This window comes from Verrucomicrobium spinosum DSM 4136 = JCM 18804 (genome assembly GCF_000172155.1).
Taxonomy (GTDB): Bacteria; Verrucomicrobiota; Verrucomicrobiia; order Verrucomicrobiales; family Verrucomicrobiaceae; genus Verrucomicrobium; species Verrucomicrobium spinosum.
Genome location: NZ_ABIZ01000001.1, coordinates 3,235,062 through 3,250,028 on the forward strand (window position 1 = coordinate 3,235,062; position 14,967 = coordinate 3,250,028).

General features: G+C 59.9%; 15 protein-coding genes. 1 reads left to right on the forward strand and 14 read right to left on the reverse strand.

The genetic code is table 11. The features are described 5' to 3' along the window. Positions 1-125 precede the first annotated feature (125 nt). A complete protein-coding gene (gene pelA, locus VSP_RS39360; RefSeq protein ID WP_198141382.1) occupies positions 126-1,850 on the reverse strand; it encodes a pectate lyase in 1,725 nt (574 codons plus the stop codon). 172 nt (positions 1,851-2,022) lie between these two features. Here pelA and VSP_RS13100 point away from each other — a divergent pair, with 172 nt between their 5' ends. Continuing rightward, positions 2,023-3,165 (forward strand): ISAs1-like element ISVsp7 family transposase, encoded by a 1,143-nt coding sequence (locus VSP_RS13100; protein WP_053332335.1) that lies wholly within the window; start codon positions 2,023-2,025, stop codon positions 3,163-3,165. Here the strand turns inward: VSP_RS13100 and VSP_RS13105 are convergent. The 13 genes from VSP_RS13105 to VSP_RS13165 all read right to left on the reverse strand — a co-directional run bounded on the left by VSP_RS13105 (position 3,145) and on the right by VSP_RS13165 (position 14,895). After that, the gene (locus VSP_RS13105) at positions 3,145-3,315 is read right to left on the reverse strand and encodes a hypothetical protein (protein ID WP_157210869.1); all 171 of its coding nucleotides are present in this window, start codon (positions 3,313-3,315) and stop codon (positions 3,145-3,147) included. The genes VSP_RS13100 and VSP_RS13105 overlap by 21 nt on opposite strands. Before the next feature lie 90 nt (positions 3,316-3,405). Continuing rightward, positions 3,406-3,813, reverse strand: a complete 408-nt coding sequence (locus VSP_RS13110; protein ID WP_009961128.1) for a hypothetical protein — start codon at positions 3,811-3,813, stop codon at positions 3,406-3,408. Positions 3,814-3,875: 62 nt separating this feature from the next. Next, entirely contained in the window at positions 3,876-4,364 is a 489-nt protein-coding gene (locus VSP_RS13115) for a hypothetical protein (protein WP_009961129.1), read from the reverse strand. Between the two features lie 268 nt (positions 4,365-4,632). After that, complete coding sequence (locus VSP_RS13120) at positions 4,633-6,813, reverse strand: carbohydrate binding family 9 domain-containing protein (RefSeq protein ID WP_009961130.1); 2,181 nt, start codon at positions 6,811-6,813, stop codon at positions 4,633-4,635. 286 nt (positions 6,814-7,099) lie between these two features. Then, positions 7,100-7,585, reverse strand: a complete 486-nt coding sequence (locus VSP_RS13125; RefSeq protein WP_075089328.1) for a hypothetical protein — start codon at positions 7,583-7,585, stop codon at positions 7,100-7,102. A gap of 134 nt (positions 7,586-7,719) precedes the next feature. Next, positions 7,720-8,256 (reverse strand): hypothetical protein, encoded by a 537-nt coding sequence (locus tag VSP_RS13130; RefSeq protein ID WP_009961133.1) that lies wholly within the window; start codon positions 8,254-8,256, stop codon positions 7,720-7,722. A gap of 36 nt (positions 8,257-8,292) precedes the next feature. Further along, the gene (locus VSP_RS13135) at positions 8,293-8,538 is read right to left on the reverse strand and encodes a hypothetical protein (protein WP_009961134.1); all 246 of its coding nucleotides are present in this window, start codon (positions 8,536-8,538) and stop codon (positions 8,293-8,295) included. Positions 8,539-8,584: 46 nt separating this feature from the next. Next, complete coding sequence (locus tag VSP_RS39365; RefSeq protein WP_009961135.1) at positions 8,585-9,226, reverse strand: PP2C family protein-serine/threonine phosphatase; 642 nt, start codon at positions 9,224-9,226, stop codon at positions 8,585-8,587. Between the two features lie 11 nt (positions 9,227-9,237). After that, on the reverse strand, positions 9,238-9,798 hold the full coding sequence (locus tag VSP_RS13145) for a hypothetical protein (protein WP_009961136.1): 561 nt from the start codon (positions 9,796-9,798) through the stop codon (positions 9,238-9,240). Positions 9,799-9,861: 63 nt separating this feature from the next. After that, the gene (locus VSP_RS13150; protein WP_009961137.1) at positions 9,862-10,299 is read right to left on the reverse strand and encodes a hypothetical protein; all 438 of its coding nucleotides are present in this window, start codon (positions 10,297-10,299) and stop codon (positions 9,862-9,864) included. 124 nt (positions 10,300-10,423) lie between these two features. Further along, complete coding sequence (locus VSP_RS13155; protein WP_009961139.1) at positions 10,424-12,307, reverse strand: hypothetical protein; 1,884 nt, start codon at positions 12,305-12,307, stop codon at positions 10,424-10,426. An 86-nt stretch (positions 12,308-12,393) separates the two neighbouring features. Further along, positions 12,394-12,807 (reverse strand): hypothetical protein, encoded by a 414-nt coding sequence (locus tag VSP_RS13160; protein WP_009961140.1) that lies wholly within the window; start codon positions 12,805-12,807, stop codon positions 12,394-12,396. A 144-nt stretch (positions 12,808-12,951) separates the two neighbouring features. Continuing rightward, the gene (locus tag VSP_RS13165; protein WP_009961142.1) at positions 12,952-14,895 is read right to left on the reverse strand and encodes an ATP-binding cassette domain-containing protein; all 1,944 of its coding nucleotides are present in this window, start codon (positions 14,893-14,895) and stop codon (positions 12,952-12,954) included. Positions 14,896-14,967: the final 72 nt, after the last annotated feature.

Here is a 14,967-nt window from a genome sequence, read left to right on the forward strand (position 1 = left end):
GGGCGGCCTGCCCCCAGATTTAGTGAGGCGGGCCTGCGCTCCATCGCTCCGATGCAGGGCTTGGGGAGAGCGGTGGGCACTCGTCAACGTTGGGATGGTGGAGGGGTGGGTTCTAGGAAGGAACGTTACCGGCGAAACCACTGCCCCACTGCGGATTCCGGCACCTGTTTCTTGAATTCTTCCACCACAAGGTCCGCAAATTCGATGCTGCCCGGCACGTTGAGATGCGTGCCATCGCGACGGGTGGCTGGTGTGGAGGTTGGAAAGTCGATGTCAGACGGTGCAGGGGCCGTGACTTCCGCGGTGGTTTGGGGGGGTGTCGTGCCGGTGGATGGAGTCGTCGTCGCATCTGCACCAGGAGCAGGCGCTGGCATGGTGGCAGGTTTGACCGGGAGGATCGGCTCAAAAGGCTCCACGCCTTTGGGGCCGAGTTTCACCACCTGTTCCGCGCTGCGGGTGTAAAGATCTACCAGCGGGACTTTCTCCTCTGTCGCAACCCGTCGCATGGCAGTGGCATACGGTGCCAGTTCACCCCGCAACTGCCCGCTGCCATCACGATTGAAGATGCGGCGTACCAGAGGGGTCACCAGTACCGGTGTGGCCCCTGCAGCGCGGACCTCATGCACATAGCGACGCAGGTTCTCGGCGTAGGTGGTTTCGGGATCCGTTTCGCGTTTGGGGCCTTTGCCCTGCATGTCATTGTGGCCGAACTGGATGAACACGTAGTCTGGCTTGCTGGCCAGCACCTTCTGCCAGACACCGGTGTCGCGGAAACTCTTCGAGCTCTGCCCGCCGCCGGCGAAGTTCTGGCAGAGCACCTTGCCGGTGATCGCTTTCTTAAACCCAAAGCCCCAGCCTGCTGTGTCTGTCACGGTGGAATCTCCGGCCAGGGCGATGCGCACGGCTGGTTGCCAGGGCGCGAAGGCAGGTCCTGGGCCTTCTTTGGCCAGACGCTTTTTCCAGGCGGGGTAGTCCTTGTTCAAGAGTGATAGGGCCCAGTCGCCGGTCCAGACGTAACCGTGACGGGCCCAGCCGATCTCCGCCATGCCCAGCTTCCGCACCCCATCCCGGTTGGACCAGAGGGGTTGGTTGGTAGTGATGTCATAGAACCTGGCCCAAAAGGGCTCCGCCGAAGGATCGGGGGTGGCGGAGAAGTTGTGCCCCTGGGTGTCATCCGTGGTGAGTTCCTGGATCCTCCAGCCATCAATGCGGGAAGTCTGCAGCCAGGCCACGGCGGACTCGATGGAATCGACGATCTCCGGAGCGGGGCGGGGGTGGCTCATGAGGAGCTTGACGAGGGCCACGGATTCCGCGCCACTGAGGGATACCAGCTCAAACTTCCGTGCGGGGCGTGGGCTATAGTCGAGCTCGTCGTGCTGGGCACACCAGGCAGTGAGGCGGCCATCCACCTTGATCTGGCATTTCAGGATGCACTCAATGCCCCGGTGAAAGGCAATCTGCGCTGCGGCACGTCGGTCAGCGTCCAGTGAGTCGAATACTCCCGGCATGCCCATCTCCTGGAGGAGCAGCAGGATGCGCACCATGGAATTGTCGTTGAACGTGATGTGACGGTGATACTCCGCGTCCAACGGGTAGAACTGCGGCCAGCCTCCGGTGGGATACTGGGCGATGAGGATGTAGTCGAGCCCGTCCTGCACGGCGCGTAGGTAGCGGTTGTCACCTGTGGCCTTGTGCATGCGGGCCAGATAGCGGATCTCGTCAGTTGTGGCGCTGTTGTCGAAGATGGGCTTCAACTCACCCACCAGCTCATCGCGACGCCCCGTGAAAGGCTTGGCAGTGAGATCCAGATTTTTGGGCCAGCCGCCGAAGTCGGACTGATACGAAAGCATGTTGGCCGCCATGGTTTTGGCTTCCTCTGTGGCAAACCATGCTGGAGGTCTCTTGAGAAGGTCCTTGGTCTCCGCAGCCTGGATCAGGGCTTACGCATGAACAGAGTGAGAAAACTTAACATCTCTTAACGATATGATTTTTCTACAGGGCACCGCTGTTTAAGCTGGGAGAGTGACCCACTCCCTTCCTCCTCAAGGCACTTTGGAAGCCCTCCGGGCCAAATTTGCCCAGATTCATGATCCCCGCCAGGCTGGCAAAGTACGTCATCGCATTGATGAGGTGCTCATCATCGCTTTCTGTTCGACTCTCTGCGATGGCGAAAGCTATTTGGATATGGGGGATTTTGCCCAGAGCCAGCTGTCGTGGCTGCAAAGCTTTCTTCCTCTGAAGCATGGGGCTCCGTCCCACGACGTGTTTCGCAATGTGCTCATGGCCATACAACCGCAGGCCCTGCTTGAGGTGCTCACGGGCTGGTGTGGCGACCTTGAGGGCAGACATATTGCCATAGATGGCAAAGCTCTGCGCGGCACTCACAACGCTGAAACCGGCAGGCACTTGGTCCATTTACTACGGGCCTGGGTGGACGACTACCACCTCAGCGCCGGGCAGATCACCTGCCATGAGAAGAGCAACGAAATTGAGGCCATTCCCCGTCTGCTGGAAAGCCTGCAACTCAAAGGGGCCACAGTCACCATTGATGCCATGGGCACCCAAGCTCACATTGCCGAGCAAATCACCGGGGCAGGGGCCGATTATGTCCTGGCACTCAAGGCCAACCACCCAACGGCTCATGAGACTGTAAGAAAGCACTTCACGGAAGCCGAGCGCCTGGACCTCAGCCCCTCCCACCATCGCAAAAGCGTGACGCTGGAACTCTCCCACGGGCGCTGTGAAAGACGTGAGTACACCATCACTGAGGAACTTGACTGGTACCACAAGAGCTGGAAATGGGCCGGACTGCAAAGCGTGGCACAGGTGCGCCGCCAGGTGCAGCGCAGCCACGATGGGCCGCCGTTGGAAGAGGTGCACTACTTCCTGTGCAGCTTCAAAGCCGATGTGGAACGCCTTGCCAAACTGGTGCGCGGACACTGGAGTGTTGAAAACCGCTGCCACTGGGTGCTGGATGTGACCTTCAATGAGGACCACTGCCAGGTGAGGGACCGCAACGCGGCCCACAACCTCACCATCCTGCGCGAAATGGTCATCACCACCCTGCACCGGCACCCAGCAAAAGTCAGCCTGCGCAGGAAGCGCAAAATCGCCACCATGGACCCGGCCTTCAGGCTCCAAATGCTAGGCCTCCTTCATGCGTAAGCCCTGAGCCTGGATGCACAGGGCGGAAACCATGCTGGCGGTGGCGGTGAGGAAGGTGAATACTTGAAGCGAGGTGCGGTGCATGGAGCCGGGGGAACAGAGGAGGAAGCGCTGTTTCCTAAACGCCACATGGCGGAAGGTTTCTCGCAAATCAGGCGGATGAATGTGGCTGGGACTGACTATCCGGCTGAACACCTGCAGCAAGGCTCTTTGCTGACCACCCGGGAGCATCGAAACCGATCACACGACGAACTCCCGACGATGCTTCCACAGGTATATTACGAACCATGCGCCAAACAGGGTGCCAAAGGGGGCCAGGAGCATCAGTGGCGGGCTGACCGCAAGGAGATAGCGGTACAACCATACCGCGCGATAGCGGCAGGCCAACAGAGCAAGGACGAGCACCGCGACCACTGGCAGGGCCACAAAGCCACGCGCCGCCAAGGTGACGAGCAACTCCCCAACGGCTCGCCCCAGGAGTTGGGCGTCGCTCGTGCCCTGCTGGGCCAGTTCCCGTATCATTCGTATGACCACCAGCCCGGCATCGATCAGGATGTAGAGCAGAAAGACCGTGCCCGGGATGGCGAAGAAAACCCCGCTACCAAACGGACGAATACCAGGAGTCGTGGGCGGTGGAGGAGTTTCCATGCTGTGCCAAACATGGAGAAACATTTGGCTCTCGCAAGTTTCGCTCGCGTGGCCCCCTCATCCTAGGCCGTGGTATGCAGCAGCCGCAATCCTGCGCGCAACCGCGCTTCTTCCACCAGACTTTCCTGAGTCTGGGACTGATCGAGCAGGGCTTGATACTGGCCGCTATCCGATCCGGTGGGAAGGTTGTCAGCCTCTTTCAGCAGTGTCCACAGGGCAGACTTGCCCCGGATCCCAAGAGCCAGTGTTTCAAAGGCCTGGAGCCAGAATACTGGCGGGGTTTCGCACTTGGCTATCCATAGTTTCAGGAAGCCTGCTTTCTCTGCCAGCCACGCCCCGGCATCCGTCCACTGGTTGCGACTGGAGTCGAGTGCCGTGATGAGATCCGTCAGGACGGACTGCTCACCGGTGATCTCACTTTCAAGGCGGTCCAGAAGCTGGGCTTCCGGGGGCGGCGGGTCAGATTTTTTCAAATGGGCGATGAGTTCCAAAGCTCCCACTGAGGCTGAGCAATGGTCCTTCAAGTACAAGGCGAGGCCGTCTTTGTCCATGCCCGGGGATCGATTGCTGAAGACGCGGTGGTCTTGAGAATTGAAAGACAAAACCTGCCAGATGGTTTCAAGGACGACTGGACCAGACCGCAACTGCTTCGGAGTAGAGCAGGGCTCTCCTTGGGCACGGGGATTCTCCAGTGGCCAGACATCGTCAACGGGGAAATCAGTGTTCTTCCAAGGAGCCACCTTGCGAGACGGAGCATCTACACAACACTTTCAGCGTTAGGAGCCTGGCAGACCACTCCCCAATGTTGTTTCTCCAGTCTCAGAATCTCCACGTCACGCCGGCCTTGAGCGCTGCCTCGGACTGCACGTACTTCAACCGCCGCTTGTCCTGCACGGCATAGCCCTGGTTCACAATGAAGTAGATGTCCGTGCCGGGACGCACGGTCCAGCGGATGCGGCTGTTCACCCCAAAGGTGTCGGACTCATTGTCATACTGCGCCAGGGTGTTCCAGGACAGTCTTGGGGACAGGGCCAGGTTCAACCTTGCGGTCAGGAATCGGCTGGTGAAATCGCCGCCAGGGAGTTGCACCCCGTATTGCTCATAACCGATGCCGGCGAATACATGTGGTGAGGGGCGGAAGTCGATCTGGGTCCAGAAGGAGTGCAGCTGACCGTTGTAGAAGTCGCCGATCTCAAAACCTGCGGAGGGGGCCAGCATGCGGGAGGGGGCTCCAATATACTCGCCCTCGACGCTGTTGAACTTGTAGTCGCCGGGTTCGATGAGATTGCCGGGACGGATGTCGAAGGGCTCAAAGAGCTGCTCCTCTTTGTGATTGAGCCAGAAGGCGATTTCTTCTCCGCTCTCCAGCTCCCAGCGCAGGCCGGGCAGGACGTGTTTGGCGGATTCCAGCCGGTCATCCAGATCGGTGATCAGATATGGAGCCACCCGTATGTTGAAGCTGCGCAACCAGGAGCTGTTGATCTCGTAGCGGTACACAGCGTCGAGCAAGTATTCCCGTACGCCCTGGCGTTCCAGGAAACCGAGTGCCGGGTCAAAGTCATCGCCGATCTGACTGGCGGTGGAAAAGATGTCCCAGGGGGCGTTGCTGTAGCCTGCGCTCCAGCCAAAGGCGGCATCCCGGCCGGACTGGTCATCGTCGCTGCCCAGTCCCCACAGGGTGGTGTAAAGGTTCTTGTCACCGAAGAATCGAGCGGTACGCCAGGTGAGATCTCCACCAAAAAGCGTGTTGTCGCCCGCCTGATAGGGATCGCCATGGGTGAGCAGCATGCCCAGGGTGATTTCCTCAGAAAGCTCGCGGGTTACGCGGGCTACAAGGAGGTTCTTGTCCGGCAGGCCATCGTGGCCATCCTGCTGTACATCCAGAATGCCGAGCGTGTAGGGGCCGGCCCGACCGGTGAACTTTGCCCCTGCCAGAATGTCCACTGGAGCCCCGGCTGCACTGCGGCCGATGTTCCGGGAGAAGAATGGGGTAAGCAGGCTGGTGTTGGTGGGAAAGCTGAAGTAGGGGGCGTCTCGCAAGAAGAAGTCGCGCTTCTCCGGGAAGAAGAGAGGGAAACGACTCAGGTTGACCTGACGGACATCGGCCTCGGCCTCGGCGAAGTCAGTGTTCACCGTGATGGTAGCTGTCAGCGCCGGCGTGATGAGCCAGCTCGCGTCGAAACCGCCGCGGAGTTCAGTGGTGCTGCCATCCGTTTTGTTGTCCGTATGGCGAAGGACCGTATAGGGCTTGAACTCCAGCCCGAGACCTTGATCAAGCTGGGTCATGCCATCCAGACGACCGATGTCTGTGAGCCAGTCGCCGTCGCGGGACTGAGTGGGCTGTGCCCAGCGGATCATCTCCTCCCGGCGCCGGATGAGGCGCTGGATGTTCACCCCCCAGGAGTCGCGGCCAGGATCAAAGCTCAGCGTGCTGAAGGGAATCTTCATTTCCGCAGTCCATCCGCGGGCATCGTGCCTCGCACGTGCATCCCAGATGCCGTCCCACTCCACCACGGTGGTGGTGCTGTTTTCAATGCGGCCATCCGTCATGGCACCCAGTGGATTTACGGCGAAGAGGAAGCCATCCCGCTGCCGGCCGAACGGATCGATCACGATCTGGACGAAGTCGTCAGCGGGAAAGGATTCTCCACTGAACGAGTCGCGCTGGAGCTCGCGAGCTGTGATACGGCCAGGCTCGCGGTCATCACAACGGATGGCGATATAGAGGTGCTGGTGATCGTGGGCGAAGCGCACCTCAGTGGCGTCTGCTGGTGTGGCCCCCTCCCTTGGAAACACCTGCCGGAGGTCGCTGGCCGGGGTGGCGGCCTGCCAGCAGGCGTCGTCCAGCACGCCATCCAGCTCGGGGGCCTGGTGGGTCTGTCCGTCCAGGATCAGGGCGGGCACCCTGAGTGGTTCAGCGGAGCCTGGCAAGGTGACGGAGAACTGGGCTGCGAGAGACAGGAGGAGGGAAAGATGCTGGCGGAGCACGAGATTTTTCAAGGAAGGCAGATTTTCTGACAGCAGAAGGCGATGGGGGCAGTGAGCGCCCGTGCCTTCTGATCTGGGTAGGGGAGTGTTGGCGGCTAGAACTTCCAGCTCACCGGGGTACTTAAATCGAACTTTGCACCCCGGCGGTCATCCCGCAGATGGCGTTGAAGCTCCTACAGGTTATTATTGCGAGAGAGACGCTGTTGCAATAAGTATTTGCGACGGACTCGCAATAAGGGATTCTGTAATCGGATTCGTTCCCCCTTTCTGAGTCACGAATTCTCGCGGTGCAACTGGGTCAAAAGAGACGTTTCAGTGCCTTGTAGTCGGGCTCCCTCACCACCTTGACTCCTTGGGCGCGGTATCCGAGACAGGAAAAGCAAATGTCCATGTGGGCTACCATGTTGCCGTCGTGTGTGTAGAAGGCAATGGCGTGGCGGGGAAAGAAACACCGGGCGTGAGGGCTTGGGTGGTTCTTGCCCGTGGTGGCATCCAGCAGAGTGTTCACTTCCCTGTCGTCCAGGGTACGGCCATCGAGAGGTGAACGATCGGGGTTCAGCTTTCCGTCGATCAACAGAGTCAGGCTTGGTGAGGGGGAAGGAACGCTCTGATTGAGGACATACGCCGCCACCCGTTCGCACTGCTTGACTCCTGCCTTTGCCAGGCGTGCCTTCGTGGCCTCTGTCATCGCAAGACCGGGAGAGGGGGTCGAGGGCACTGGCTGGAGCTGGCATCCGGCAGTGCTCACTGCCAGAAGGGTGCAGAAATGGCGGCGTCTGATCATGGGTTCGATGGACGGACGGAACTTTCTCGGATAGACGATGGATTTTGTCCAGTATTGGCAGGCGCGACCAAGCGGGTGACAGCGACCGAGATGCGCCTTGGGGATCGGCGGCAGCCTGCGGCCGGGACTGGATTTCAGTCCGGCGGCCAGGACTTTGTCACGCCGTAGGCCGCTCTCTGCTCAGTCACGGAAAGGACTCCATTGCGCAGGAGCGTCACGAAAGTCAGGCCCTGTGCATCAGGAAATTCAAACTGGAGTTCCACTTGGCCCACGAGGTATTCATAGAACAACAGCGTCTCGCCCCCGCTGCGATCCGTCCAGTAAGGCTCGCCGAAGATGGCCTGGACGTCCCTCTCGTTCATTTGGGGTGACAACGTCAGCGGGCCACCCTTCCAGGACAACGTCCCGGTGAAGTCTGCCAAGGTGATGAAGGCATGGTCAAAGACGCCATGCTCCATCCCAATCTCGATGCCCTGCCCAACGAGTTCAAATACTCCGCTGGCGGAGTTGATCACCTCTTTAGGGACAATCGATGCAGGCGCTTCACCGAGTGAGACCCCGTTGAGTCGGAACCATCCCAAGTCGATCTCGATATCGATGGGCTCAACGCTTTTCTTGACGAACACCTCGCTGGGTGCCGGGCGACGATTGAAAAAGGAGAGGAAACCCATGAACAAGAGAGATGATCAACGAAACGTAGTGGTTTCTCAGCGAAAAATCCAGCAGCCACCGCTCACGATGACGGCAATGCCCCAAAGCACCCACCTGGAGGTGTGCCAGATTTCCAGGAGGCGGAGCGTCCACGAGCGGGCATCTCTGTCCCAAGGAGCTTCACCGATAAGGGATGACTCAGCTCTCCAGCGCTCGGCATCATAAAGCGCTGAGACGATGCGCATGATGCCATCCAAGATGACAAATAGCACCAGAATAATCAGTGCAATACCTTCGATCATGAAGAAATCCAACGTGCCTTGGAAGCTGCAAAAGCTTCATACAAGGTTAGCGAAAATCAAGAGCGATCAGGCTGAAGTCGTCGGGTAGCTCCCGACCGACTCGTGCGAGCGTCGCAGTACGGAGGTGAGCTGCCGCTGTGGTGAAATCGGCGAGGGCGAACGCCGACTGGAGCGCCTCATACCCGCAGTACTTCCAGACACCGTCAGACATGATGAAGAGGCCATCCCCGGCATCAAGGTCCTGATGGAACATCGTGAACTGGCACTCACCGCTGCCTACGGGTGGATTGCGGAACTGCCGTGAAGTCCATTCCTCGATGTTTCCGGATCGACGGGGGAAATGGTACAACTTGGAATCACCACATGATCCGCCCGTTACACTCTCACAGGTGATGGCGGCTGCCACCAGCGTCGTGAAGCCCTCAGTCTCGCTGACCTCCACATCCACCTCGTCGAGCAAGGCTTCCCAGCAGGAAAGCTCCAACAAATCAGAAGGAGCCGAGTCCCGGGCGAGTTGCATGGCGGTCGCACAGGCGACCCGCGCCGCTTCTGCACCATGAGCCCGGCCCCCCTGACCATCGGCCAGGAAACATAAGATCACGTCGTGCGCCATGGGATGTCGCTGCACCAGGACGTGATCTTCATTGTCTGGTTTGCCACCGGGTTCGCTGTGGACGTGAAAACGCATGGTGTGAGGAGCTAACCCTTCCAGTACTTGGTGCGATCCGTGCCCCCAGCCGTCTCCGGAGAGTCCTCGGCCTCATACAGGCTAAGTTTGATATCTTCAGAAGGCAATGTGTTGCCTTGTTCCTGACAGAGGGTGTTGAGGCGAGCGATCAAATTGTCCCGTGATGGGGCCGAGAGGTGGGACTCAATGATGGCGGTGCGGAAAAAATAGGATCTTACTCCAGCAAGGCGCAACTCGTCGTCATAGCGGAGCAGGGCTGCGTCTTTCCAGGGGGCAAGCCATCGTTTTCGGAAGGGGAAGGCACCTGCCTGAAGTTGCAGCCCCTCCGCGGTTGCTGTGAGAACTCTGGGAAAGAGATGGATCCACTGAGACCGCAATGCCCGGATGCAAAGGTAGAGCGAGAACAGGACCGGGAAGCAGTCCCAGAGACTGCGATGCCGAAGATAGGCTATTGTGCCCATGTAGAGCATGCCGAAGATGAGGATCGCCAGAAAGCCGACCAGAATCCAACTCGGAATGCGGTGCCACCTTTTGCCCTGGGGCGGAATGCTCACCTGATTCGGCTGGGACATGAGGAAAAAAAGACGAAAACCCGCTCAAGGCAAGAGCAAACCGGGATCGGCCCAAGTGGGACACTAAGAAGCATGCTTGCAGTTGCCGATTGTCAGGTGCAGGGGCAGGGAGGGCTCGCGTTCCAGTCCCAGGCTTTCGCGGTAGTCCAGTGCTGCCGGACAATGGACGGGCAGCCAGACGTAGCCGCTGGTTTCCTCGGGCTCATGGGAATACTCCAATGTGACCTCTTGTCCCGCGAGCGTGGCCCAATGCTCCATGAAGGGCGGTTTCTCGCCCCGGATCACTGAAACATGAGTGCCCCACAAAGGCTCTTGCAAGGTGCGCACGCGGTGGTGCTCCACGGCAAATAGTTCGCGAAAATAACGTCCTGCGTCTGGGGCGCAGCGGATGATGAGCCACCACTCGGTGGTGAACCCGTCCCGGCGCACGCGCGTGCCTTTGCGGTCCAACGGCGGGGAGAATTCAAAACGTCCGGTGAGGGTGTGCCGGAATTCGGTCATGTCGATGTCCTCAACAAGGTTTTTCCACCGAGGCGGGGGGCTGCTTCATCCACCCACGCGCACATGACCACCCGGTGAGGAAGTCGCTGAATCCCTATGGGTGGGCGCGAGGTTCGCTCTCAGGTCAGGGATTGGCTCCGGGATCCGTCGAGCTCAGCTTGCCTACCTGGCGATTGATCCCTTCCCGGGCGAACTCGCTCGGCGGATACTGGGTTTTGGCCTTCAGGTACCAGGCGAGGGCGGAGCCCGTTTGACGACGATCCTCGTGCTGTTTGGCTTTTTGCAGGGCCCCGACAAACTCCGTGGCCTTGATGCTGAAGTCAGAGCGAAGGCGGGAGACCTCTGGATCATCGGGGAACTCGGAGTAGGTCCTTTCCATGGTCTCCCAAGCACCGGCAAGGTTGCTGGACTGGGCAAGGTTTGTGGCGGCGGCGATGGAGAAGTTCACCCGGCCCATGTCGGTGAGCACCTTCTTCAGCGACTCCTGGCGCTGTGGATCGTCCATCACCGCAGCGAGATAACGCCCCTGGTCGTTGTAAATCTGGCGGAAGTTGCGCTGGCTGATGAGGCGGTCCAGATCCAGGGCGGCCTGGGTCTTCACATCCGCGTTGCTGCCGATCATGTTGGTGAATTCCCGCAGCTTCGGGTTGGTCGGCCAGATCATGGTGGCCTCTGTAAGAGCCTCGGTACTGCCTTTCTGGTCGCCTTGCATGGCGGACACCTTGGCCTTGTTCAGGTGCATGTCGCTCACCGTGCGGGCGGTCTCGATCATCGCCTTGGGCTTGCTGTAGTCGAAGTCCTTGGCGAGCTTCATGAGCTTGGTCACGAGTTGCTCGGCCAGGGTGTAGTCCTTCATCTCCATGGCGGAGATGAGCTGGTTGTAGTCCCGTGTAAAATCCAGGACCATCAGCTTCTTCTGCATGGGCACGCGGCGCACGCGGGGCAGGTACTCGCCCACCATGAACGCCTCGCTGATGCGCTTGGAGCCGCTCGCCAGATCTCCGCGCTCCAGCAGGTTGTCAAAGGCCTGGACGGCCTCATCGACATCGCGAATGGCCTCGTTGGCAAAAGCGTCCAGGCCGCTGATCGTGGGAGAAGTGCCGAGGGTGGAAGCGAACATCTTTTCCGCATCAGACCCTTCCTTCAGGGAGAGGATCCCGCTCGGGTCCGAGAAAATATGGCGGTAGAAGCGGCAGGCAAGGACGACATGCTCAAACCGGCGCTGAAGGGCGAACTGAATGATGAGCGCCTGGAACTCGGCCTTGGCCGTGAGTTGGGAGGTGCCCATGGCCAGCTCATTGGCCTTCATACGGGCCTCCAGCTCCGCGATGGAGGCGATGTACTTGGCGGTGGCGAAGGTTTGCAGCGTCTGGGACTGGGCCGCCTGCTGGTTATTTCCTCCTCCTGTGGGGCGAGGGGCGCTCCCGGAGGGTGATCCCGTGGCCGAGGAATGCCGGGCCTGGAAGGTCTCTCCACGCACCCGTTCTGCCATGGCGCTGTTGGTCTGGCGCAGGCTCGTCACGTTCTTCTGGGCCAGCCACACGCCGTAGATGGCATTGGCGAGGGAGTCACAAAGTTTGGCATCGATCTTGTATTGGGCCGCCTCGGGCAGGAGGGCCACCGCCTGGGGCAGGCTGGGATTGCCGCCATTGTGGCCAGGGGAGAGCAGTTTGGAGATCTGCTCCAGTACATCGCGATATGCCTGGTCATCCGGGGTGTTGGCCTCGGGTGAGGCCAGGTACTTCTCCAGCCGGGCCTGGAACATGCGATTGTTCGTCACGTTCCACACCTTGCCATCCCAGGCAACATTCTCGCCGCCCAGATCCATAAACGGCAGGGCATCGCCCAGCAGGCTGCTCTTCTTTTGCTGCTGACCTCCGCCACCAGATGAGGAGGCGGGCGCAGGTTGAGCGGGCGCAGGTTGGGGATTCGATGGCAGGACCTGGGCGCTCAACAGGGTGGGCAGCAGGGCACCGGACGTCAGAAGCAGGCGGGTTCGGAGCGACATGGGAGTTGAGATGCCTGAGGGTGGTGGTGGGCTGAGGGGAAAAAGAGAAAAGGAGGCTTCGGTCTGGCGCGGGCAGGAAGGGTAGATCAGGATTTGGTGAGTTCCTCCACCTCCAACACGCCGGATTCCGCCTGCACGGTGACTTTGAACTTGAAGCGTTGTCCGCGTTGAATGTTGGTGCTGTTTAGCCTCTGGGGCACCAGCACGGGCAGGGGTGAGGTGTCGGAGCTGTCCTCCACCAACACGCTAAAAAGCCGCCCTTCAGCCGAGCGCCAGTTGTCCAGGCGTTCCTCAATGGTGCCTTCAATCTGGTAGGTGTTGCCGCTCAGTGCATTGGAGTTCTCCATGTACTCCCGCACGCTCAGCTGGGCGGTGCCGTTGAAGCTGGCCCCCGAGGTGCGGTGCATGAGCGTGTAGCCCCCCCAGATGAAGACCGCTACGGCGGCGACAATGATGACGATGTGTACGGGACTGAGGGAGGATTTGGCTCGGCGGGCCATGGGGCGGCAATGGGGTGCGGTGACGACGTGAAAAGGGAAATCAGCGGGGCGGAATTATCCCACAGATTCTGTGCAGGTCAGATTATTGAACTCCAGACTTTTGTGCGGTGAATCCTGTGAATCTTGCCTCCGGAAGGGTGGGGGTCAGTCCCATTGCGACTTCTTGACCCCGGCATAAGCCAGGGTGAGCCCGACAACGAGGTGGATGCTTAGCACGAACATGGCCAGATTGGCTGGCTCCAGGCTGGTGTTGGTCACTGCCTTCACGGCATCGTAGAAGGAGGTGCTCTTCATTGTGCTGAGGCTGCCAGACCAGCTCCAATAAGCGACGATAAACGGCTGGATGAAGGGCTCGATCGCCTTTGGCAAGGTCAGCACGGCCCCGCTCAGCGGGAGCTGGAAGCCGACCAGATAGATGCTGAGGATGGTGGCTTTCTCTGGAGAGCGCATGAGCCCGGAGATGCCCAGGCATACAGCCGTCATCGAGGCCGAGGCCATGACAAGGAGCACCAGCTTCACCACCAGATCACCCGGGATGCCATTGCATAACATCTCTACGAATAGCCCCATCCACAGGGCCTGCGCGAGCACGAAGCTCCCCAGAAAAAGAATCTTGCTCAACAAGTAGCTGATGGCGCGCAGGCCTCCCAGCCGCTCGCGCTCCAGAATATCGCGCTCTGCCGCAATCTCGCGAGCGGCGTTATTGGACGCCATCAAGGTGACCAGCACCACCTGCATGAGGACCAGACCGGATACGAGGCCACCTGCCTTCAGCAGACTCTCCTTGTGGGCGATCTGTTCTTTGATGTCCAGCAGCACATTGGCATCGTGCCGTACGGACATCTGGCGCACCTGAGGCACGCCTTCGAAGCCGAAGATCACTACCAGCAGGGGAAAGCCAAAAAGCATGGCGGCATGAAGCCACATCTGGGATCGGTCGCGTCTGAAGATGGTCCAACGGCGGCGCAGGAGTTCGCGCGTCTGGGCGAACACTCCAGGAAGTTGATGGGGGGCGTCCACCTCCACATCGTGCTCGTGGCGCTTGTGGTGTTTTTTGTGTTCCTCCTCCTCGTCCGCCTTCTTTTTTTCCCGGTTCTTTTTGTGCTTCGCCCAGGAGTCCTCCTCCTCTGGCTCAGTGTGGGCGGAGTCCTTGTCGCTCTCCTTCCGTTTCTTCAGGTCGGATTCATCCTCGTCCGTCAGGGCCTTGGCGCTGGGTAGCTTGATGCGGTCCGGTTCGCGGTTCTCTACGATCTTTGCGTCGGCAAACGGCACCTCCTCTGCGGGAGCCAGCTTGTAGGCCTTGTAGTAGGAATCGCGATGCCTGGCCCAGGAGTCACCCCAGCGCTCGGCGCTGCGGCGGGCGAGCTTCGGGTAGATATCCTCCGCCTGCTCGACGCTGAAGTAGTGGTTCAGCGCCCGGGGAGGGCCGTGGTACACCACCCGGCCTTCGTGAAGCACCAATACCGTGTCGAAGAGCGACAGGTTCGTAAGACTGTGTGTGACGTTGATGACGATGCGCTTGTCATTCTGACGTGCCAGATCGTGCAGCAGTTGGGTGATTTCCCGTTCCGATTTTGGGTCCAGACCGCTCGTGACCTCGTCGCAGAGCAGAAGGTTTGGGTTGGTGACGAGTTCCAGGGCCAGCCCCAGGCGGCGCTTCTGGCCGCCAGAGAGCACCTTCACCTGCCGGTCGCCCAGGGCAGTCAGCCCAGTCTGCTTCATGACTTGCTCTACTACCGCCCAGGCAGATTCGTGATCAGCCTGCCGGGTGCGCAGGGCCACGGCGCTGGCCACGCACTCCTCCACCGTCAGCAGATCATGTGCGATGCTGAACTGCGGCACGTAGCCGAGTTCGGAGGGGTGGAGGTCTCCATCCTCCGCAAGGTTTCGCCCCTGCCAGCGGATTTCGCCATTGTCCTCCTCTTTGAGGCCGGCAATGGTCTTCAGCAGCGTGGTCTTCCCACAGCCGGAAGGACCGACGATTGCCAGCAGGTGCCCGGTAGGCACGGAGAAGGTCACATCGTCCAAAAGGGCCTGCGACTCTCCGTCGCGTTCCAACGTCAGGGAAATATTGCGGAGTTCGAGCATGAGAAGAGCGTTTCAGGCTGCCGGGGGGATTAAAGCGGAATTTGATGGGCTGGCGAGAAAAACTTGTCTAAC